The sequence below is a fragment of the Mesorhizobium sp. M0991 genome (assembly GCF_040318915.1).
GTDB lineage: Bacteria > Pseudomonadota > Alphaproteobacteria > Rhizobiales > Rhizobiaceae > Mesorhizobium.
In genome coordinates this window covers 1-22,232 of the sequence record NZ_JAMYNE010000027.1, presented here as the reverse complement: position 1 = coordinate 22,232, position 22,232 = coordinate 1, and the positions used below count along the sequence as shown (strand labels likewise).

General features: G+C 61.3%; 17 protein-coding genes and 1 pseudogene. 4 read left to right on the top strand and 14 right to left on the bottom strand.

The window, feature by feature from the left end; translation table 11 throughout:
* Positions 1–33: 33 nt before the first annotated feature.
* Complete coding sequence (locus NKH70_RS28035) at positions 34–1,317, top strand: glucoamylase family protein (RefSeq protein ID WP_352719266.1); 1,284 nt, start codon at positions 34–36, stop codon at positions 1,315–1,317.
* A gap of 61 nt (positions 1,318–1,378) precedes the next feature.
* On the opposite strand, the gene NKH70_RS28030 is transcribed toward NKH70_RS28035, so the two are convergent.
* The 6 genes from NKH70_RS28030 to NKH70_RS28005 form a co-directional block, all read right to left on the bottom strand.
* Positions 1,379–3,799, bottom strand: coding sequence for a polysaccharide biosynthesis tyrosine autokinase (locus NKH70_RS28030; RefSeq protein WP_353026674.1), 2,421 nt, complete (start codon positions 3,797–3,799; stop codon positions 1,379–1,381).
* A 149-nt stretch (positions 3,800–3,948) separates the two neighbouring features.
* Positions 3,949–4,845 (bottom strand): UTP--glucose-1-phosphate uridylyltransferase, encoded by an 897-nt coding sequence (locus NKH70_RS28025; RefSeq protein WP_352719264.1) that lies wholly within the window; start codon positions 4,843–4,845, stop codon positions 3,949–3,951.
* A gap of 79 nt (positions 4,846–4,924) precedes the next feature.
* Positions 4,925–5,875 carry a glycosyltransferase family 2 protein gene (locus tag NKH70_RS28020; protein ID WP_352719263.1) on the bottom strand — a complete coding sequence of 317 codons (951 nt, stop codon included), beginning with the start codon at positions 5,873–5,875 and terminating at the stop codon, positions 4,925–4,927.
* Entirely contained in the window at positions 5,865–6,815 is a 951-nt protein-coding gene (locus NKH70_RS28015; protein WP_352719262.1) for a glycosyltransferase family 2 protein, read from the bottom strand. The genes NKH70_RS28020 and NKH70_RS28015 overlap by 11 nt, the downstream gene beginning before the upstream one ends.
* Positions 6,815–7,810, bottom strand: a complete 996-nt coding sequence (locus tag NKH70_RS28010; protein ID WP_352719261.1) for a glycosyltransferase family 2 protein — start codon at positions 7,808–7,810, stop codon at positions 6,815–6,817. Before NKH70_RS28010 ends, NKH70_RS28015 begins: the two co-directional genes overlap by 1 nt.
* Positions 7,811–7,821: 11 nt before the next feature.
* Positions 7,822–8,994 (bottom strand): glycosyltransferase family protein, encoded by a 1,173-nt coding sequence (locus tag NKH70_RS28005; protein WP_352915828.1) that lies wholly within the window; start codon positions 8,992–8,994, stop codon positions 7,822–7,824.
* 290 nt (positions 8,995–9,284) lie between these two features.
* On the opposite strand from NKH70_RS28005, the pseudogene NKH70_RS28000 reads away from it, so the two are divergent.
* Positions 9,285–10,337: pseudogene (locus tag NKH70_RS28000) on the top strand (polysaccharide pyruvyl transferase family protein); the annotation flags it as partial.
* Positions 10,338–10,559: 222 nt separating this feature from the next.
* Here NKH70_RS28000 and NKH70_RS27995 read toward each other — a convergent pair.
* The 8 genes from NKH70_RS27995 to NKH70_RS35870 all read right to left on the bottom strand — a co-directional run bounded on the left by NKH70_RS27995 (position 10,560) and on the right by NKH70_RS35870 (position 19,292).
* Complete coding sequence (locus tag NKH70_RS27995) at positions 10,560–12,023, bottom strand: lipopolysaccharide biosynthesis protein (protein WP_352719259.1); 1,464 nt, start codon at positions 12,021–12,023, stop codon at positions 10,560–10,562.
* On the bottom strand, positions 12,020–13,189 hold the full coding sequence (locus tag NKH70_RS27990) for a glycosyltransferase (RefSeq protein WP_352719258.1): 1,170 nt from the start codon (positions 13,187–13,189) through the stop codon (positions 12,020–12,022). Before NKH70_RS27990 ends, NKH70_RS27995 begins: the two co-directional genes overlap by 4 nt.
* Positions 13,190–13,373: 184 nt before the next feature.
* The gene (locus tag NKH70_RS27985) at positions 13,374–14,453 is read right to left on the bottom strand and encodes a glycosyltransferase (protein WP_352719257.1); all 1,080 of its coding nucleotides are present in this window, start codon (positions 14,451–14,453) and stop codon (positions 13,374–13,376) included.
* A gap of 31 nt (positions 14,454–14,484) precedes the next feature.
* Positions 14,485–15,816, bottom strand: a complete 1,332-nt coding sequence (locus NKH70_RS27980; RefSeq protein ID WP_352719256.1) for a UDP-glucose dehydrogenase family protein — start codon at positions 15,814–15,816, stop codon at positions 14,485–14,487.
* Between the two features lie 85 nt (positions 15,817–15,901).
* The gene (gene exoK / locus NKH70_RS27975) at positions 15,902–16,768 is read right to left on the bottom strand and encodes an endo-1,3-1,4-beta-glycanase ExoK (RefSeq protein WP_352719255.1); all 867 of its coding nucleotides are present in this window, start codon (positions 16,766–16,768) and stop codon (positions 15,902–15,904) included.
* Positions 16,769–16,900: 132 nt separating this feature from the next.
* Positions 16,901–17,302, bottom strand: a complete 402-nt coding sequence (locus tag NKH70_RS27970; RefSeq protein ID WP_352464384.1) for a hypothetical protein — start codon at positions 17,300–17,302, stop codon at positions 16,901–16,903.
* A gap of 269 nt (positions 17,303–17,571) precedes the next feature.
* The gene (locus NKH70_RS27965; protein WP_352719254.1) at positions 17,572–18,594 is read right to left on the bottom strand and encodes a glycosyltransferase family 2 protein; all 1,023 of its coding nucleotides are present in this window, start codon (positions 18,592–18,594) and stop codon (positions 17,572–17,574) included.
* A 452-nt stretch (positions 18,595–19,046) separates the two neighbouring features.
* Positions 19,047–19,292, bottom strand: coding sequence for an exopolysaccharide production repressor protein (locus NKH70_RS35870; protein WP_502908415.1), 246 nt, complete (start codon positions 19,290–19,292; stop codon positions 19,047–19,049).
* Between the two features lie 632 nt (positions 19,293–19,924).
* Between NKH70_RS35870 and NKH70_RS27955 the strand changes: the two genes are divergently transcribed.
* Together NKH70_RS27955 and NKH70_RS27950 are read left to right on the top strand one after the other, a co-directional pair.
* Entirely contained in the window at positions 19,925–20,602 is a 678-nt protein-coding gene (locus NKH70_RS27955; protein WP_292659405.1) for a sugar transferase, read from the top strand.
* A gap of 207 nt (positions 20,603–20,809) precedes the next feature.
* Positions 20,810–22,021, top strand: coding sequence for a polysaccharide biosynthesis/export family protein (locus NKH70_RS27950; RefSeq protein WP_292659420.1), 1,212 nt, complete (start codon positions 20,810–20,812; stop codon positions 22,019–22,021).
* Positions 22,022–22,232 lie beyond the last annotated feature (211 nt).

Sequence of the window (22,232 nt, the reverse complement as noted above, 5' to 3'; positions counted from 1 at the left end):
CCTTGGGGCACCCGAGGCACTAACACCGGCTCGATGATTCCAGCACTCGACCTTCCGGAAGATACTTTCGAATTCGACGATGATGCGCTGTTGGATGCTGTGCAGCGGCAGACGGTGCGCTATTTTTGGGAAGGCGCGCATCCCGTCAGCGGTCTTGCCCGCGACCGGCAGAAGACCACAGGTGATCCTGCCAACGATCTGGTGACGATCGGGGGGTCCGGTTTTGGCATTGCAGCTATCATCGTTGCGGTCGAACGGGAATGGATCGACCGCGCTGCGGCTTTACCGCGACTGCATGGCATGCTCGATTTCCTGGAAAACTCGCCGCGCTACCACGGCGTTTTTCCGCATTTCGTCAATGGCCGTACCGGTGCGACAATTCCATTCGGTCGCAAGGATGACGGCGCTGATCTGGTCGAAACCACTTTCCTGTTTCAAGGTCTGATCTGCGCCCGTGAGTACTTCGCCGAGATGGCAACCGAGGAAGTTCTCCTTCGCCAGCGCGTGAACGCGCTGTTGCTGCCGGCCGAATGGAATTGGTTCGCACGCGGGGCCCGGCAACTGATGTGGCACTGGAGCCCGAACCACGGCTGGGCGATGGACAGCCCGATCAGGGGTTGGAACGAATGCATGCTCACCTTCGTGCTGGCGGCGGGATCAACTCGCCACCCCATTGATCCGGGCATCTATCACGAAGGCTTTGCTGGTGGATCCGACTTTCGAAACGGGCGCGATCATGACGGGATCGTCCTGCCATTGGGAATGGATTCTGGTGGTCCGCTCTTCTTTTCGCACTATTCTTTCTGTGGGCTCGATCCACGGGGCCTAAGCGACCGCTACGCCGACTACTGGCAACAGAACCTCCGTCATACGCAGATCAATTATCGGCACTGCGTTCGCAATCCCCATAGCCATCTGGGATACGGCCCTGACTGCTGGGGTCTGACCGCGAGCCATGGGCCGCGAGGATACGTCGCGCATGCACCCGACAGGGACTTTGGCGTAATCACTCCGTCTGCTGCCCTGTCGAGCTTCCCTTATGCACCGGCGGAGGCGATGCGCGCACTGCGTGGCTTCCTGACCAAGCCTCGGAAACGCATATGGGGCCGCTTCGGCTTTGTCGACGCGTTTTGCGAAAGCCGCAACTGGTACTCCCGAACCTATCTGGCCATCAATCAGGGGCCAATCATCGCGATGATCGAGAACCATCGTACAGGGCTGTTGTGGCGGCTTTTCATGCGGGCGCCGGAAGTGCGCAGAGGCTTGGAGAAGCTTGGCTTCATCAGCAAGCATCTCAGAACGTCAACACCCCAATAAATATTTGCGACGCCGGGTGATTCCGCTGGGGTGCAAAATGGTCGAAACGCGCGGACTGCACTCAGGCAGCCGCCTTGGTGCGCGCTTCCGATTTTTCCAGATAGTAGCTCGAATATTTGTCGAAGAATTTTTCCGAGCCGCCGATCGCGCCATACTTGGCCAGCTTCTTCAGTTCGACCTTGTTCAGCACCGCGCCAATGATCTTCTTGGCGATGTAGGGCTCCGAGCTGAGCACGGATTGCACCATCGCACGCGGCGTGCGTCCCCACTCGGTGACCAGCACGAAGCCGTCGACAAGCGGAGCGAAGGCCTTGGCGTCGACGACAGGCCCGAGCGGCGGCAGATCGACGATAATGTATTCGAAGGTTTCCTTGGCGTTATCGATGAAACGCCGCATGCCGGCTGAAGACAGAAGCTCGCTGGTATGCGAAAACTGGCCACGCAGGACGGCCGGGATGATCGCCAGCTTAGTCTGCCGGTCGATCTTGCCGACCGACTGCCACGTCTGCCCGCTCACCACCGCTTCCATCAGGCCCTGTTCGGCCTCCATACCGAGGCTGCGGCTGAGGCCGGGATTGCGCAGGTCGCCGTCGATCAGCAGCGTTTTCGATCCATTGACGGCAAGCAGCCCGGCAAGATTGGCCGCCACCGTCGACTTGCCTTCGCCGGGAAGCACCGAGACCACGCCGATGACCCGGCTGCCCTGGCCCTCCATCACGACGTCGAAGGCGATCTTTGCGTTGCGCAGCGTCTCGGAGAACATCGATGCCGGTGCATCGACGGTTACCCGCATCCGCGCACGTTTTTCGGCTGCCGACAATGTTTTGGAGGGCTGGGATTTGGAGGACTTGGCGGTCTTGGATTCAACGACTTTGACGTCAGGCTGACCGCCATTGCGCTGGTCATCCTTGCCAGCCTTGCCGATGACCGGGAGATAGCCGAGGAATTTGAGGCCGACACGGTCGCGCACATCCTCGCCGGTCCTGAAGAAGCGTTCCCTGAATTCATTCAGACCACCAACCCCTGCCCCCATCATTACGCCAAGCGCCAGCGAAAGCCCCAGCACGATGGCCGTTCGCGGGGTTGCGGCCGACTGCGGCATCGTCGCGTCCGAGATGACCCGGATCTTGCCGACCGGGAAGGATTGCTGCTGGGCGGCCTCCTCATAGCGGTTCAGGAACGTCTGGTAGAGCGTCGACAGCGCCGTCGCCTTCTGGTCCAGCTCACGCAGCTTGACCTGCGACTGGTTGTCGATGGAGCTCTTGCCAGCCGCCAAGGCGACATTTGCGCGGAGCGCGGTTTCGCGCGCCAGAGCGACCTCGTATTCGTTTCGGTAGCTTTCGGTCAGTTGCTTCAGCTCGCCGAAAATCTGCGCCGATATGTCGGCCTTCTCCTTGGCGAGCGCGACGGCCTGCGGATGTTGCGGGCCGAAATTCGCTTCGACGTCCTGCTGCCGCTTGGCGACGGTGAGATAGCGGTTCTTCAGCGTCGTGATGACGGAGCTGCTCGGCTGGTCGTTCGATATCGCGGCGTCCTTGAACGCATTATCCGAGCCGCTTTCGACGATCGACTTGTACTGCTGATAGCGGGCGCCGGCACGTGCGGTATCGGCCTGCGCGACGATCAGCTGGGTGTTGAGATCGGACAATTGCTTGTCGCTGATCAACTGGCCGTCATTGACCGCCAATCCATGTTCGGCCCTGAACTTTTCGACCGCCAGTGCGGCCGCCTGGGAGCTCTCACGAAGCTCGGTCAGCCGGCCTTGCAGCCAGACCGCCGCCCGCTCGGTCGCGTCGAAGCTGGCATCGAGCTGATCGGCGAGATAGGCGTCGGCATAGGCTTTGGTGATGGCGGTCGCGAGCGCCGGATCCGTCGCCTGAAAGGAGATGCTGATGACAAAGCTTCGGCCGATCCGCTCGGCGTCGAGTTGGTTCTGCAGTTTGAAGATTGCATAGTCGCGGGGCGACGAGGATGCGGTGATCGCGTCACGCGTCGCAGCATCAAGCTGAGTGACATCGGTTGTGCCAGCGGCGCGCTTGGGGCGGACCGACTGGATGATACTGCGTACAAAGCCTGACACTTTCGACATGGCCGATGTCGGAGGGTTCATAAAAGCGTCGTTCTGATCGAGCTTCAGCTTGTCGACGACCACCCCCGCCAGCCTGGCCGACTGCAGAATTTCGATCTGGCTCAGAACGGCGGAGTCGGTCTGCATGCTGACCGACGCCGCCGAAATGTCGTCGACGACCTTGTTCAAGCCTTCGTCGATCAGCACGCTGCTCGTCGCCACATAAGTAGGAGGCGTCGTCTGCAAGTAGAGCACGCCGAGAAAGAGACCGATGACGGCGCAGGCGGCAACCACTTTCGCCTGCCGCGCGGCCATGCCAAGCAGGCGCTCGATGTCGATGAAGTCTTCGGCGTTTGCCGCATTTGAAGCCGGCAATGGCGTCCTCTTGTCGACAGGAAAATTGGCATAGTTCATCTTCGGTCCAATTCTAGTTTGCAGGCGCTACCGCCTCGAAGGTCGGGACATAGGGTGCAAACCTTGCGCCGGACAGTGCGCGTTACGCGCGGCGCAACGGCCTGTCCTGCGTCATCAGCCGCACCCACAATGCCTCAAAAAAATGGACATTATGCGGCTTCTTCCCGACGCTGATGCGACCGGACGAATTCCTGCAGCATCTCGAAGATCGGACCCTTCATGTCCTCCCGCGCCAGCGCGAAAGCGACATTGGCCTGGATGAAGCCCTCCTTCGAACCGCAGTCGAACATGCGGCCGTTGAAAGGCTGGGCGAAGAAGGCCTGCGTCTGTGCGAGGCGCACCATTGCGTCGGTCAGCTGGATCTCGTTGCCGGCGCCGCGCTGCTGGCTGGCCAGCAGCGAGAATATCTCGGGCTGCAGGATGTAGCGGCCGTTGATGTAGAAGTTCGACGGTGCGTTGGCAGGAGCCGGCTTTTCGACCATGGCCGTCACCTCGAAGCCCGTGCCGACATCCGCGCCGCGCCCGACAATGCCGTATTTGCTGGTCTCGGTCGGATCGCAACGCTCGACGGCGATAACGTTTGCGCCAGTTTGCGCATAAAGATCGGCGACCTCGGCGAGACAACCGCGCCCGCCGAAGGACACCATGTCCGGCAAAAGCAATGCGAAGGGCTCGTCACCGATGACTTCGCGCGCGCACCAGACGGCATGGCCGAGGCCTTGCGGCGACTGCTGGCGGATGAAGCTCGTCGCGCCGGCGACGGGAAGCAGGGTTTCAAGCGATTCGAGTTGCGCCTTCTTGCCGCTCTGCTCCAGGGTTCCGATCAGTTCAGGATGCAGGTCGAAATAGTCCTCGATCACCGCCTTGTTGCGGCCGGTGACGAAGACGATGTGCTCGATGCCGGCCTCGAACGCCTCGTCAACCGCATATTGCACGACAGGCCTGTCGACCACCGGCAGCATTTCCTTCGGCATGGACTTGGTCGCCGGCAGGAACCGCGTTCCAAGCCCCGCCACCGGTATGACTGCCTTCCTGACTTTTTTCATTGCATGTTCCTTCTGAGGAGATCGATTTCAACCTGTCGCAGGCGGCGAAAACTGTCTTCATTCATTCGCCTGCAGCCCTTCACCTCCCCGCCACCACGGCAAACTGTGCCGCTACCCTTCGCAGCCGGACGGCGATCGGCATGCTCATATGCCGAACCGCCGCCGGATCGCTGAGCGCCGTCCATATCGCCTTGAGCGGGGACCGCGCCTTGATGTGCTGGACCAGCGACAGGAATGATGCCGCCCGCCGCAGGCTGCGAGCGCGCCTGACGAAGGCCGCCGCGGCCGCAGCATCCATGGAATGGGTCCCGGCGAAGGTGGCATCGGCCCTGCGCATCGCCTCGACGTGATGAAGTTCGAGCACCCGGGAGATGGAACCGGTGCGGATGTGATAGACATAGCCTGTCGTCGGCTCGACCACGCATTTGCCGCCCTTGGCCAGAGCACTGGCCAGGAGGATATAGTCTTCGCCAATGATCAGGCTTTCATCGTAGCGAAGCCCGTTCTCGTTCAGGAACCGGCGCTGGAAGATCGGCTTGAGATAGCCGAGATTGAACCTCGATTCGAAGAGGACATTGCCGCCGATGTAATCCGCCAGCGAGATTTCACTGAGCCCTTCCAGATAGTCGGCCGGGAACATCGTCTCTTCGGCAACGCCATCCTCGCGAACGACCTGCAGATTATCGACTGCGATCTCGGCGCCCGCTTTCTCCGCGCGTTCGATCATGGTGCAGATTCGCCCGGGATAGACCGCGTCGTCGGAATCGAGGACCGCGACCCATCTGCCGCGGGCAAGCTCAAGGCCGGCGTTCCTGGCGCCGCCGGGGCCACGGTTTTGCTCAAGCGCGACAACGCGCACGATGTCTTCGGGGTAGGATCTCGCCAGGTCGAGCGTCCGGTCGCGCGACTTGTCGTCGACGACGATGACCTCGACGCGGACATTGCGCTGGGCGACGGCGCTGGCAATCGCCCGATCGATGGTCGCCTCGGCATTGTAGGCGGCAATCACGAAGCTCACGTCAGGCTGCACGCTTGCCCCCTTGCTGCGGCGAAGACAGGCCGTATTGGCGGATTTCACGAACCCCGACGAGGCCGCTGACGACGCCGGCATGCATAATGCCGCGAAGCACGCTGCGGTTCCGGCGTACGGGGTCGATGGCGACCGGAATTGCCGACAGGAAACTGTAGGCGGCCTTTGCCGTGGCAATGCCGACCTGCTTGAGCCGGGCAAGGCCGTGTGCGTTGCGCCCCAGAAGATGACCGTGCGTCTGCCCGACGCGGAACCGGCGCCGGCCGAGCCAGTCGAATGCCGCCCTGGCAGATGGCACCGCTTCGTCGACCCAAGCCTCCGGCGAAAAGGCGATGCGGCCGCCGGCCTTGACCATCTGGTCGAAGAATTCCGTATCTTCGCCGCCGGTCTGGCCACGTGCCAGGCTGAAGCGCCGGCCGCGCAGGCTCTCAGTGCCCATCCTGAGCACGACGTTGCAGGTGTAGCCGGTGCGGATCTCGCCGCGCACCCAGACCGGCGAGGTCGAGTGGAAATCGCCTTTGCGCATCCAGGCGGGCGCATCCGGCTGGTAACGGGCTTGCACCGGCCCAAGCACCGCCGCAGCACCAGTTGCTTCCGCCGTCGCCACCAGTTCGGCAAGCCAGCCAGCGGTGGCCGTCTCGTCGTCGTCGATAAAGGCGACGAAATCCGACGCACTGGCATCGAGGCAAGCGTTGCGCGCGATCGAGATGTTGCGGGCCGGGGCGTGCCGGTAGGTCACCGGCAGCTTCAGCTCCCCTGCCAGCTTGGCGACCAGCGGTTCGGCCGTCGGCGTATCGTCGTTGTCGGCAATGACGATACCGACATTGTATCCCGCAGGAATATCCATGGCTGCTACGGAGCGAAGCGTGTCGGCAAGCTCCGGCCGGCGAAATGTGCAGACGCAGATATCGATGCTTAGATTTTTCCTGACCGGGTCCATCACGCTACCCCGCGCTGCGGTCGCGGTGCGAGCAGTTGCAGCCAGAAACCGACCGACCAACCGAAATGCATGACCATTGCCGAGACCCCAGCAAGTGCAATGTCGGGTTTGCGCTGACTGAGGGCGGTCCAAAAGCCGTAGCCGAGGCAGACCGACGCCCATAGCAAAAGCGGCACGGCCGCCAGCCAGTGGACGAAGGAAAAGGCGGCGAGAAGAACCACGGGGAACACCAGAAGCGGCACCATCTGCCGGATCTTCGGGATCATGCGGTGCTTGAGAACGTTCTTCGCCCGGCCACGGCCATAGCCGAGATACTGAAAATAGAGGCCCTTCAGCGAGGAGCGCGGGTAGTAGACCATTTGCGTCTTGCCGGTCATCCAGATGCGGTAGCCGGCCTGGCGGAGCCGATAGTCGAGCTCGGCATCCTCATTGTGACTGAACGTTTCGTCATAGCCGCCGACCGCGGTGAAGGCCGAGATCCGCATCAGTGCGTGGTGGCCATGATCGACCCATTCCCCCGCCGAAAGGTGCCGGTGCTTGGAGCCGCCGGTGCCGAGCCTGGAGTTCTGCGCCGCTGCCGCTGCTTTCTGCACCATGCCGCTGCCACTGGTCAGCATCGAGACGACGACCGAATCTGCGCCGGTAGCCTGCGCTTCTTCGACCAGCCGGTCGCAATAATCCGCGGGATAGCCGCCGTGCGCGTCGATGCGAATGAGATAGTCGACGCCGTCCCCGAATCTGGCGACGGCGAGATTGATCGCCGCGCTCTGCAAGCGCTTTTCATTGTGGAGCAGGATCACCCGCCGATCTTTTGCGGCGATATCTGCGACGATCGTTCTGGTGCTGTCCGTACTGCCGCCATCGGCAACGATGATCACGGCGCCCAGCCTCTCGGCCGCAGGGCGGAGCTCTCGAAGCAACGCGCCGATATGGGCCGCTTCGTTCAGGCACGGAACCACGATCATGCAGGATGGGAGCGTTTCGGTTTGCCTCATCGGTAGTCTTCCTATGCCAATGCTTCGGCAGCATATGGACCGGGAGCCGCGACCAGGCCGCGGAGTTTTTCGACCAGCGCCCGGCAATCGGCGCGGTCGTGGCTCCAGGTGCGCGGATTGCGGGCGAGAACACGCGCCCTCAATGTCTCGAACCGATGCTGCTCCATCGTGCCGACGGCAGCTTCAAGCGCCTCGGGCGTGGCTTCTGGCAAAAGAACGCCGATGCCTTGTCGGTCGAGGAACCGGCCGGTTTCGGTGTTGCCCATTGAAATCGGCACGGCTCCGAAGCGGCAGCCTTCATAGAGCCGGTTGGGCAGCAGCCATTCGGAATTCAGGCCCTGCTCAAAAAAGTCGATGGCCCAGGAAAAGTGAACCTCGCGGTAGATCGCCGCCATATCCTCGGGATTGCGGTAGGGCCCGCCAAACGACAGCCAGGGTTCCGATTCAACGAAACCATGGAAATCGGGAAATTCGGACAGCGCCGGCCGGCCCCTGAGGACGATTTCAAAGCGGCCGTCGAGGCGGCGCGAAAAGTCGGCCAGAAGTTCCAGGGATCGGCGGCAGCGGAGCGCACCGAACCAGCCGATCCGCCATGGCGGCGCAACGGGATTCTCCGCCGTAATGCGGTCATCCAGCGAAGCCGCGGCCGGCTCGAAATACTTGTTTTCGAGCAGCTCGACCGGCGCGGCAATCTGTCCGAACGGCTTGAAATAGTTGGCGATGAAGGCCGGAGAGCTGGTCACCAGAAGCTTCACATCCCTGGCCAGGAAGCGTTCTGCGCCGCGCATCGCCCAGCCCAGCGGATCGTCGCGAAGCAGCAGGCGATGGATGTCCAGGCACTCGTAGACGATCGGCACTGTTGCCTGGAAGGCCGACCTGGCGCGGCGGGCAAGCGCCAGCATTTCCAGATTGCGCGCGATAATGAGGTCGGGCCGTGGCATTGAGCCCAGCTTCGAGCCGGTCGAGACCACCGCCTTCATGATCGCCGCCAGACGCTGGGCGAATCGGCCATCACGAGTCGGGCCGAGATCGATCGGCTGCAAGCCCTCGACATCAGCAACTGCGCTTGCCGTACGACGAAAGCCCGCCAGCGTAACCTGGGCGCCGCCTGCCTTGAGCATTATGATCCGCCGGCGCACTGCCGGGTCGGAGACGTCGTGTACCAAGTACAAGACATGCAGCATGAAAACTCGACCGCTGTTGGCCCGCCCGCGACGATGCTAGTACAGCTCTTGCTGCATCGCAACATTTTTGGTTGCAGCGTAGCAAAGTTCCACATTTTTTGTTGCACTGCAAAATCGATGGGTTAATCTCGCTCTGCTTGGGCCGCATGGACCGCGCGTTGGCCTGCCATCGGGCTGCGCGCCAATAATCACGACGCGAGGACCATCCTGGCGTGCAGCATTTTCGGCCAACCCGCCCCTCGGCATCCGTCGACCGAACCGCGGGACTACTCACGAAATGAGGTCATTCCATGAAGATCGCGGTTGAAAACACCGTCTGCCTGAATACCGGGGATGCAGCGATTCTCCTGGCGATCCGCCATGTTTTCAAGACGATCGTCCGGGACGACATCCAGTTCTACGTCTTCGACAGCCAGCCGGAGGTAGCGGCGAGGCTCTACACGAAGAAGGACTATCCTGATCTCGAATTCCACAAGCTGCTGTCGGAATCGCTGTTCCGCTACAAATACGGCAGCGGCCTGAAGAACCTGTTCAAGCCGATCTACAATCGGCTCGTCCTCAATGCCCTGCGGCGGTTCGGCATCCGCGGCGTTCTCGGGCGTTTGTTCAGCTCAAGCAATCGCCGTGGTCTCGAGATCTACAGAGATGCCGACCTCGTGGTCACGACAGGCGGAACCTATCTCGTCGAGACCTACAATCTGGAGCGGCGCCTCAATCAATTCAGGATCGACGCGATTCTGGGCAAGGACCCGGTCTTCTTCACGCAATCGCTCGGCCCGTTCAACAAAAGTTACAATCGCCAGGAGTTGAGCCCGATCTTCGATCGGAGCCCGCTTATCCTGCTGCGCGACGAACGTTCGAGAGGCCACATTGCGGACATGGTGAAAGACCCCGGCAAATGCCACGTCGTGGCCGATGCCGTCTTTGCCCTGGCCGACACCGACAGAATCGGAAAAATTCTGGCCTCTGGCCAGTCGGCGACCGTCACCGGCCGCGTCGCCATTTCCGTCCGTCACTGGAACTATGTCAGCGACGGCGAGGGCGGCATGCGCCGCTACATCGACTCGATCCGCGAGATCGCGACCATCCTGGTCAGGGACCACGCCAAGGAGGTCACCTTCGTCTCCACCTGCCAGGGCGTGCCGGAATACGCCCATGACGATTCCAAGACGGCGCGGGCGATCGTTGCCGAGCTCGATCCTGAGATCGCCAAGCATGTAAGCGTGGACGCTTCGTTCCACACGCCGGAGCAACTGATGGCCCTGGTGAAAGGCTTCGACTTCGTCGTCGCAACGCGCATGCACATGATGATCATGTCGCTCTGCGTCGGCACGCCGGTGCTGCCGATCGCCTATGAATTCAAGACCAAGGAACTTGCCAAGCGGATCGGCGTCGCCGACCTGCTGCTCGACATCGACACGGTGACGCCCGAGGAAGCGAGCGAGAAGCTCGGCAGACTTACCGCCAATCTCGACCTCTATCGCAGGACGAGCCTTGAGGCAGTGCTTGAGGAGCATGCGTCGGCGATGTCGGCAGGTGAGCTTTTGAGGCCGGTGATTGCCGGCCTAGCGGGCGTTGCGCATGGCGCTGGAAAGCGTGGTGAACAGGGCGCTGCGCGACTGGCGAAGGGCAAGCATGAGTACCAGTCCGATCGAATAATTGAGGGCAACCGCCAGGACCACCGCGAGCAGGTCTGACTGGCCGGTCAGCGATGCCGGCAACTCCCGGTACACGGACCAGGCAAGCAGCGACGACGCGATGAAAAGCCCCTGCATGATCAGGAAGTCGGCTGCGGTCACCGGGCCGACCCTGTGGACAAGAACGGCGAGTACCGGGACGCGTAGCACATAGCCGCTGATCGCGTAGGCCGCCGCGACACCGACGGCGCCCCAGTGCAATCCGATGATGAAGGCGGCGACCGTCGTCAGCGACGAGTAGATGCCCCAGTGGAACATGGTCTTGGTCTTGCCCTGGCAGATGAAGATCCAGCCTGTGGTGCTCGAGACGGACTGGATCAGGCTGGCGATGCCCAGCCAGGCGAAAATCGGCGCCACCGCCGTCCAGCGCCCGCCGAAGAGAAGCCCGACGACCTGGTCCGACGTCAGCGTCAGCGCCGCGATCCCGGGCATAGTGATGGCCGCTAGCATCCAGTTGGTTCGCACATAGATGTCGCGAAACCGCGCCTTGTCCTCATGGATGCGGCTCAGCAGCGGCACCATCACGCGTGTCAGCGGCTGGTTGATGTTCTGCAGCGGAAAAAGCAGGAGCTTATAGGCGCGGTCATAGTAGCCGAGTTCGATCGCGCCCGAATATTTTCCGATCAGGATGTTGTCGAGATTGCGCGAGAAGAAGTTGGCCAGATTGAAGCCGGTCAGATTGGCGCCGAAGGACAATATGTCGGTATCGACCTTCAGGTCCGGCCGCGACGGCGTCCAGCGCGCCACCTGCCACGCCGCCGCCAGCGCGACAACAGCCGAAACCGCCGGGCCGATGACCAGCGACCAGTAGCCCAGTCCCGCATAGGCGGCGATTGCTGTGGTCGCAAGTCCGGCAGCGGCGGTAATCACATCGTTCATTGCGAGCTGGCCAAAGCGCAAATGGCGGTTCATCAGCGCCAGCGGCACCGCGGCGAGACTGCCAAGAAGCAGCGGCAAGGCAGAGCCGATGGTGATCCCGACCATGCGTTGATCGCCATAGAAGGCAGCGATGGCGGGCGCCAGGCATGCAACCACCACGGCACTGCCCATCCCCACCAGCGCACTGATCCAGAATACCTGGTTGAGCTGCTCGGTGCTGATGTCCTTGCGCTGGACCACAGCCTGTTGCAGGCCAAGATTTTGAAGCAGCCCGACAAAGGCCACGATCGGCCCGACGGAAGCCACCAAGCCGAAATCCTCGGGCACGAGCAGACGGGCAAGTATGATGACCGAGAGAAACTGGATCGCCATCTTGAAGCCTTGCGCGCCGATCGTCACCACGCCGCCGCGCAGGGCGACGCGACCGAACTGGGGGGGCGGGTTGGCGTTCATGCCGGGCGCCTGGCTTCGGCCAGTTGAGCAACGATCTGCGCAAAACGTTCGTTGAGTACGTCCGCGTTGAAATCCTGCTCGATCTTGCGGCGCGCCGCACGTGCGATGCGCTCGCATCTGTCCGGGTTCTCGGCCACCCAGACAAGCTTGCGGGCCAACGCCGCAACGTCTCGCTCCGGTGCGAGGAAGCCTGTCTCCTGATCCTCGATCAACTCGGGAATGCCCGAGTGATAGGTGCTGACCACGATCAGCCCGGCGGCCATAGCCTCCATCAGCGCCACCGGAATACCCTCGAGATCGCCGTCCTGTGCGGCAACGCTGGGCAGGAGGAATACGTGGGCATTGCGCAGGCGCTGCTTGACCTCGGCGTGCGGGCGCGGCCCGAGGAAAGTCACCCGGTCGGCAATGCCGAGACTTGCGGCGAGCTTCTTCAACTCCTCCAGCAATTCGCCGCCGCCAATCACCGAATAGACCCAGTCGCGCCGCGGTAGGCTGGCGAGGGCGCGAAGGGCGAATTCGATGCCCTTCTTTTCGGTCAGCCGGCAGACCGAGATGAAGGACAGCGTGTCCCGGTCCCAGGAACGCCAATGGTAGCCGATCTCACCGGGCCGCACGCCCATATGGTGAACCATGACTTGCGCGGGGGGTGCGCCGACGCCGATCAGGGCGTCGCGGAAAAACGCGTTCACCGGCAGCTGGAGTACGCCCTTGTCGAAGACAACCTTGTAGCGCGTGAGCGTGTTATCATGCAGCGGTTCGCCGACATCGCGGCCGTGGAATATGGTCACCAAAGGAGCCGAAATCCGGCCTCGTTTCATGGCACGGGCGACGCGCATGCCGTTATTGCCGAAATGCGCGACAATCACGTCGGCGTTCTGCAATTTGCGTGCAAAGGCGATGTCGATTGCGGTCGAGAGCTTATCCCAGAACCTGCCCGACCATCTCCTGAGCGTCGGGCGAAAGCGCCCCAGTCTGCCCCACCAGCAGACGACCTTGCCAGGCAGCGCCTGCCAGCGGCGATCGTCGATGTTGCTGTCCTTGCCGAAGGACGTCTCGTTGCAGACGACGCCGACTTGCATGCCGCGCTCGAGGCACCCTTCTATCTGGTCGAGGACGAAGGTCTCCGACAAAGAGGGGAACTTATCAACTACGAAGCAAATCTTCATCGAATGGACGATCTTTCGAGGCCGGTCGGCGATCTGCTCGCGCGGATGAGGGCTGACGCCAGTCGCCGTAGTGCGAGGCGCTTCAAGCGTCCGGTGTTGTGCGCGATGTTGTCCCAAGCCATCCACTCGGGTCAGGCGCGAAGGCTGGCTTTTGGGCGACATGCATGGCTTTGGGCGAAATGCATCAGGCGGCACGCTCCAGTGCGCCTTGCCTGGCGTTGTCGAGAACGCCGAGGAAGGTCGCGAACTGAATGTCGGGATTCATCTGCGGCCGCTCCGAAAACAGCTGCGCCGCCGCCGACAGCCGGTCGTACTCGGCCTTGTCGCTCCATAGCCGCCTGACCGCGGCGACCCAGTCGTCGACCGGTGCGTCGTAGTCGAGCACCACGCCGCCGGCGCCAATCGCTTCCGGCAGGCCGCCGCGGCGGGACCCGACGACCGGAATACCGCTGCAATGGGCCTCGGATGCCACCCGCCCCCAAGCTTCTTCCCATTTGCTGGGCGCCAGCAGGATCTTGGTGCGGCCATAGACGGTCTTCATGTCGCTGGTGCGGCTTTCCAGCCTGACGTTGCGCAGCGGCGCGATGATCCGTTCGATCTGCGCCCGGTGGTCGTCGTCGAGCTTCCAGCTTTCGACGAACAGGAACGGAATTTCGGGGCATTGGCCGGCGATGCGCACGGCGAGTTCGAACCCTTTTTCATTGTAAGGATTGATCAGTGTGACGAATTCACCGGTCGTCGGCGTGCTGTAGAGCCCGGGATTGATGGTCGGCGGGATCACGGTCGAATCGATGCCGAACTTTTCCTTATAGGTGCGCGCGGTGAATTCGGAGTTGGCGATATAAAGTGCCGAATGCAATTCGCGCAGGTCGCCGGCCAATTCGTGGAATTCGACGTTCCGCAGATAGACCACCAGCGGCACGCCGAGCGCCTGCAGCGCCTTTCCGATCGGCACCGATTTGTGGCACTGCACGACGGCGACATCGGGATCGAGCCGTTCGACGGCGAAGCGCGCCGCCTCCCAGGGAAACCATGCCCGCACGACCGGATAGCCGGGATAGCTGTCGATGACCGCACGCTGACGAAGCAGCTTCATTTTGGCACGCGCCTTGAAGCCGAACATGCCGTCACCGAACAGCGCCGCCAGAACCGAGGCGTCATGACCGTGCTCGCGCAGCTGCTCGACCAGATGGTGCGTGCTCGACTGAACGCCACCGCTGAACTGCGGCGTGTAGCCGTTGCCGCCTGCAAACAGAACTTTCATGGACCTGGCTCCTTGCTGGACCGCCCTAGCGTCACGCCGCCATTCTGCCGATGCTGTGGTATTCGATGCCGTGGCGGGCGATGACCTTGGGGTCGTAGAGATTGCGTCCGTCGAAGATGACGGGCGTGGTCAGCGCGTTCTTCAGCGCATCGAAGGACGGCGCGCTGAAGCTTTTCCACTCAGTCACGATCAAAAGCGCGTCGGCGCCTCGCACCGCAGCCTCCTTGGTGCCGCACAGTTGCAGGTCGTCGCGCAGCCCGTAGATCGCCTGGCATTCCTGCATCGCCTCGGGATCGTAGGCCTGCACATTGGCACCGGCGGCCCAGAGCGCTTCCATCAGCGTGCGGGACGGGGCCTCGCGCATGTCGTCGGTATTGGGTTTGAAGGCCAAGCCCCACAGCGCAAAGGTCTTGCCTTTGAGATTGCCCTTGAAATAGCGGTCCACCTTCTCGAACAGGACCGACTTCTGCTGGTTGTTGCGCTCCTCGACGGCACGCAGCAGCTTGGCGTCGAACTTGACGGCCTCGGCGGTCTTGATCAGGGCACGCACATCCTTCGGGAAGCACGAGCCGCCATAGCCGAGGCCCGGATAGATGAAGTGGTAGCCGATCCGCGGGTCGCTGCCGATGCCCTTGCGGACCTCCTCGATGTCGGCACCCAGTTGCTCGGCCAAATTGGCCATTTCGTTCATGAAGCTGATCTTGGTCGCCAGCATGCAATTGGCCGCGTATTTGGTGAACTCGGCACTGCGCACGTCCATCACGATCATCTTTTCGTGGTTGCGGTTGAACGGCGCGTAGAGCTCGCGCATCACCGCCTCGGTGTCCTCGTTGCTGGTGCCGACGATGATGCGGTCGGGCTTCATGCAGTCGCTCACAGCGGACCCTTCCTTGAGGAATTCCGGATTGGAGGCGACGTCGAAAGCCAGATCCTCGCGCCCGCGCGCCTTCAGCGTCTCGGCGATCCTGGCCTTTATCCTTTCGCAGGTGCCGACCGGCACGGTCGACTTGCCGACGACGATCTTTGGCGCGTCCATCTCACGACCGATGGCCTCGGCGACGGCCAGCACATATTTGAGGTCTGCCGAACCATCCTCGCCCGGAGGCGTGCCGACGGCGATCATCTGAATCTGGCCATGCTTGATCGCCGCGGCGGCGTCGGTGGTGAACTTGATGCGGCCGGCGGCATGGTTCTCCTTGACCATGTTTTCGAGCCCGGGCTCGAAGATCGGGACATGACCCTGGTTGAGCCGCTCGACCTTTTTTGCATCGATGTCGACGCAGACCACCTGATGGCCGACTTCGGCAAGCACCGCCGCCTGTACAAGACCGACATAGCCGATTCCAAAGACAGTCAAATTCATTCGGTTTCATTCCTGTTCAAGGCTTCGGGCCTGTTCGAGCTTCGGTTTTCGGACCACCTTCGACCCGGCCGGTTCAGATGCGCTTCTAGTTTGTGTTGCATGCCAGCGATTCGGGGAATTGGCAGGGCTGGCCGAGTGCGGTGAATGCGACGCGATCCACCTGCATGGTGAGCTTGCGGCCGGGATCCGAGAACGGCCCCATCCAGCCCTTCATCGTATCGCTGCCCCACAGGCTGAAATAGATCCTTTGCGAATGGGTGGGCAGCTTCGCCGGATCGGTGATCTCGTGGACAAGCTTGCCGTTGACGTACCAGCGCAGCCGGTCCTTTTCCCAGACGAAGGCGTAGTCGTTGAAGGCCTTGTCGGTGCCGCCGGCGACGTCGACCAGTTTCTCGTTCTTGCCTTTGCCGGCTATGTAGGCGTTGACCTGAACCTTGGACGTGTCCTTGGTCAGCACCTCGAAGTCGATTTCATCATGCGGCTGCTTGTCGGCATCGCCGACGAAGCTGAAGAATGCCGCGTTGACGCCGGAGCCCGTGTCGGTCTTCATCCGCGCCTCGTAGGTGCCGTAGCCGAAGCGCTGCTTGGTCTGGATCTCGGCGCAGGCGAATTCGCGATCCTTCAGCTTGCGCTTCTCGAAACCGAGCGTCAGCATGCCGTCGGAAAGCCCGATCAGGCTTTTGGACCAGGTACAGTTCTGATGCTTGCCGTTCGTCCAGCCGTCGGAAACATACCAGCGCGCGCGACTGAGGCTGGTGAAATCATCGACAAAGGACGGCGCGGTTGGGAGATCCTGGGCACGGACGGGCACCAGGCCCGCAACCAGGCTGACGAGAACGAGCAGCAGAAACGCGCCGTCTGAACGGAGCCGTCGCAGCTTGCCCGGGATCGGGCGCGTGAACCGGGTGCCGCGGGTTGCCGGGGCGGACGTGCTTTTAGGATCTGCGTTCATATCAAACTCACCTTTGTGCTGTGCGCCCCCAAAGCGATCGTTCGAACCGTGACGAAACAACCTGATCTTGACCTTGTCGCTCCCAAGCTCCGTGTTGTGCCTAAAACCATTGCGCCGACCCGGGGTGTTCGCTCAGCCTGTGCCGGAATCGGCGGGCTTCACAAAATCGGTCCTTATGTCGGGACCGTTCTGCCGCTTCTCCTCGAAGATTTCATCCAGCGAATGACGGAGATCCTTCATCATCTGCATCTGGCGCGACAGCGCTGCGATCCGCCGCTCGCAATTCAGGATCGACCTGGTCAGTTCGCCGACTTCGGAAGACCTGCGAGAGGAGACCGCTCCGTTCTCCATGGCCTCGACCAGAAAGGCGGCATTGGTAGCCGTTGTCCTGTAGCGGTTCTCAAGTCCGCTCTTCTCCGCCTCGACTTCGGCCGCGATCTGGTCCAGCAGCTTTGCCAACCGATCGAGGCGCGAGGTGTCGGTCTGCGTGTCGCGCGCCGGATCTCTCGACCGGAAGCGAAAGATCGAGGCCATGTCGTCAGCGCCCCATCATCGTCGAGCTGGTGACCGGCCTTGGCGCCAATCCACATTCAAACGACATTTCTTGCATCGTCCAGCTCCTCCGACAGGGGATGTCTCGGGCCAGTTCGGTTGGCCGTCCAAAATTGCTGCACCGCAACATAGATTGCCATTCCCTGCGCGCATAGGCAACCACCTAGATCGTAAACTCATGAATCTCGTTGAAATGGTGCGAGCCGGCCGAAGGGTAAGGGCGCGGCTACCGCGATCGCACGTTGACGGGCCTAGCTTTCGCTGGCCGTGCTGGTTCCGGCCATGAGGAAGCGCAGCGGCGGCACATGCTGACGCTTCGCGGCGAGGCCAGCGCGGCGAAACAGCGCATCCAGCTTGTCGGAGGCAACGCCGCGGACGACGGCTGTGAGGTTGGACGAGCCGGCCAAGGCGTAGGCCGCGGCCGACGCCAGCCCGCGCTCAGCCTTCACGTCTAAAAACTTCCGCAACCGGTATTTGTCGCGGATGTGCCGCTCGTGCCTTCTCAGCGCAGCCTTCGATGCCTCCGGCAAACTGTCGATCGCAAGCAGTGCTAGGTCGGCATCGGCCAGATGCTTCAGGTCCTGGGTCTTGTGCCGTCCGCTAAGCGAATCGGCGCGCACGATCGCGCCGTAGCCACAGGATTTGATGACCTTGAAGCGCGCGCCATGGGCAACCGCGCGCGCATAGAGTTCATAGTCTTCACCCAGGCGCAGCTTCTCGTCGTAGCGCAGCCCATGCCGATCAAGAAAGGCGCGGCTGATCACTGGCTTGAGGAAGCCCAGTTCCCCGCGTTGCACACGGCGCCTGGAGATGTTGGCGTCGATGAAACCCTCGAAATCGAGGAATTCCGGTTCGGGCGAGAACGGCGGAGCAACGATTTTCGAAACGTCGGTTGCCGCGTCATCCCTGACAAGCATGATGTTGTCTGCGGCGAAATCCCAATCGGTGCTGGCGAACAGTCTGTGAAACCTGCCTTCGAAAAAGAAATCATCAGCGTCCAGAATGCTGATAAACGGCGATCTGGAACCGGCTATCGCGGCGTTGCGGGCAAAAGAGGGGCCGCGATTGACGTCGAAGCGGATGACGGAAAGGCGGCCCGTGCCGTCGTCGGACGCGCGGGCGACTTTCGCGGTATCGTCGGTGGACGCGTCGTCGACGACGACAACTTCCGCAACCTCCGGCTCGCGTAATGCCGATGCAATGGCAGCCGGAATTGTCCGCGCCGCATTGCGGGCGGCGATGATCACGCAGACCTGGGATGATGTCATGGACATGCCTCTCGATTGCAGAAGTCGTTGCTGATTTCTTTGCCCTCCCCGCTCAATGCGTCATCGCCCGTCTGAAATGCATCGGCCCAAACGCCTATGCTGCAAATGCGAAGCAAGCATCGCCAAAATCATCGGCGCAGTCCAGTTTTTCATTTGCTGGTGTCATGGCGCGGGTGGGCGGGCGGCGAGTCTCAATCGGGATGGCTCCAGAAATGCGCCGCTTGGCAGAGCCGTTCCTACACGCTCCATCAGAGCGTTCGATTGGCGGAAACCAGTTGCTGGTCCTCGCCGACCGGATGGCGGCGACGCAGAGCGAGCGCGTCGAGGCCGGCAGTGTCAAGCAATTGAAAGAACAGGAATGCCGACAGCCGGTGTTGTTGAGGCGGGGAACCCGTCAGAGGACCGGCAAGCTTAGCCACAGGTCACATGGACATCGCAGACCGCGGCCAGGCCTGAAATCAGTGAAGGCCCCTTCTGGCGCTGAATTTCTCGCCTTCGGCCGCTTCGTTCGAACTCAGCTTTCGTTCAGCGTCGCGAATTTTGTCGGCCGGGGTCGGGGCATTTCTGGCGATCATGGCAAAGACCAGCAGAAAATAACCCAGTTGGATGACTATAGCGCAGCCGATGACGCGAAAAACCGTCGTACCGAGCGAGGCGCCGCCCAAATACGACCAGACGATCACGATCGCCAGCGCAAAACACATTCCGATAATGAACTTTGGCAGTGACATACCCGATAGCCCATCAACCGGCTCGGGAAAAAATGTCGACAAGCCCACCCCGAGCACCTCCCTTAAACTCTGCGAGCTTATTTAGGTTGCCCGCATCTGGCCGGTTGCTTCCGGCCTAGCCCAATCTGTCCATAGTCCGACAGCAACAATTTGCAACTCTATTGACCCGAGCAATAGGCGGCAAGGGCAGCTGCGGAATAATTTTAAACGAATCCTCGGGATCGACTCTGCCATGGTGCAATGCACACGTCGGCATCACCACTGATTGCCGGATATCGACTCGCTCCAGTAAGATTTATAATATTGGCCAGTATTTTAGCATAACATCAGTCGATATTTTGAAATTCTAAATGATGGCAAAGCTCCACAGCAGGGTATAAAGAGCGATTCGCCTAAAATCAGCCCCAAAATTGGACTAGCTTTTCCAAAATTGCCCATAATCTGTCTCTTTTGCGACATAAAGGCGAAATTTTGTGCAGGACGAGTTTATTATTTAGTCAGTTCATGACGCGACTATTACAGCCGTCTGGGAAATTGTGTGTTGCGCTGCAACATTTTTTTGGTATCGTGCGGTAAACCATCCGTTCAACGTATGGAGTTTACGCATGAGGGACGTAGCCAAGCCGGCCGATGCGGATTTTTCGCAGGCCGGCGTCGATTTTCCGCCACCGATCGGCGGCCTGCTCAAACGCAGCTTCGATATTGCCGGTTCGCTGATCGGCCTGATCGCTCTCAGCCCGCTGTTCGTGATGATAGCGCTGCTTGTCAGGTTTTCCGATGGCGGGCCGATTTTCTATGGCCACAGCCGGATCGGCCGCGGAGGACGGATTTTTCCGTGCCTCAAGTTCCGCACCATGGTTCCAGACGGCGAGCGGGTGCTTGCTGCCTATCTCGCCGCGAATCCGGAGGCCAACGCCGAATGGATAGCGACCCGCAAGTTGAAGAACGACCCGCGGATCACGCGCGTCGGAGCGGTGCTGAGGAAGCTCAGCCTCGATGAGCTGCCGCAGATCATCAACATCCTGCAGGGGGATATGAGCCTGGTGGGGCCCCGTCCCGTGGTGCGCGATGAGCTGGAGATCTATGGCAATTCGGCCGTCTATTACCTGAAATCGCGCCCCGGCCTGACCGGGCTCTGGCAGGTCAGCGGACGCAACGATGTTTCCTACGACAGCCGCGTCGCATTCGACAGGCACTATGTCGAGAACTGGTCGATGTTCGAAGACATTCGCATCATCATCAAGACCGTACCTGCGGTCTGGATGTCGCGAGGCTGCTACTGACGGCCGCTTGCTGGCCGTGCATCGAGGAGCGACTGTCCAGAATTCGGGCCTAGAACTCAGGCCCCTAACTCAGGCATCGGCAGCTCATCGGGCGGGGCAAACCAGATCGGAAACGCTCAGTTGAAAGCAGATATAATCGATATCTTTTGCACCGGCATTCTCTCCAGACGCATGCGGCGAGTACGGCTTTTGACGACTTGCCTCACAATGGCGACCGGCCTGACGCTGTCGCTAGCCCTGCCACAGTTTGCCTTCGCCGACGACTATCGGCTTGGAGCACAGGACAAGCTGACCATCCGCGTGGCGGAATGGCAGACCGTCGAAGGCACGTTCCGTGACTGGTCGGCCATCAATGGAGAATACACAGTCGGCCCCGCTGGAACCTTGTCGGTTCCCTTCGTCGGCGAGATGCCCGCATCCGGCAAGACGACTTCGGAGATCGCGGCATCGCTCGGCGAGGCACTGCAGCGCAAGCTCGCTCTGGCCGACAAGCCGGAGGCTTCCGTCGAAATGGCGCAGTACCGGCCATTCTACATCTCTGGCGAGGTGCAATCGCCCGGCCAGTACCCTTGTGTGCCTGGGTTGTCCGTGCTGAAAGCGATGAGCATTGCCGGCGGAGCCCGGCGGAACCCGGAGAGCGGGCAGCGCTTCGACCGCGACCTGATCAATGCCAAGGGCAATTTCGACGTACTACAAGACCAATTGGTCAGGCTGACCGTCAAGCGCGCCCGCGTCGAAGCGGAACTAGCGGACAAGCCGACATTCGCGGTGCCGAAAGAGGTGGCCGACGATCCGAAACTGCCCAGCATCGTTGCCGATGAGACGGCGATCCTGGCGGCCGACCAGAAGAAACTCAAGCTGCGCTTGCAGGCGCTCGACGATTTGAAGGCGCTGCTGCAGAGCGAGATCGATTCGCTGCAGAAAAAGATCGTCAACCAGCAGAAGCAGGTCGATCTTGCGAAGGAGCAGCTCAACGGCATCGGCTCGCTGGCGCAAAAGGGCCTGGTCGTCAACACGCGGGTTTTGAACTCGCAGCAAACCATCGCCGACCTTGAAGGCCAGATCCTGGATTACGAAACGGCGATTCTCACGGCCAAGCAGTCGATCAGCAAGGCCACCCAGGACGCCATCGATCTGGAGAACACGCAGAACTCCAGCCTCGCGACCGACCGGCAACAGACGGAAGCCGATCTCAACGAGGTGACGCTGAAGCTGAATATGGAAAAGGCCTTGATGTCCGAAGCCTTGTCGGGCAGCCCCATGCCGCAATTCTATGGCAACAACGAACCAGCGGCCTTGTCATTTTCCCTGGTGCGGGTGGTCGACGGCAAGACCAGCGAAATCACCGCCGATGAAGACACGCCGGTGCTGCCAGGGGACGTGATCAAGGTCAAACCGGCGCCCCTGGCCATCCAGTAGCTTCTTTCCACCGGAGCGAAGCACCAACCCCGCAGGCAGCGGTCTGCGGGTTTTTGGGCTTGGTATCCTATGGATCAGAAAACAAGGCAGCCTTCGGGCAACGAACCGCCTGGATCCGCCCGCTCTGAGCGGTTCCCCCTTTGACGGAATCAAAGGGGATTCCAGATTTATCTGTTTTGTGATTCAAGATGCTGGCTGGAGTGGAGGCCAG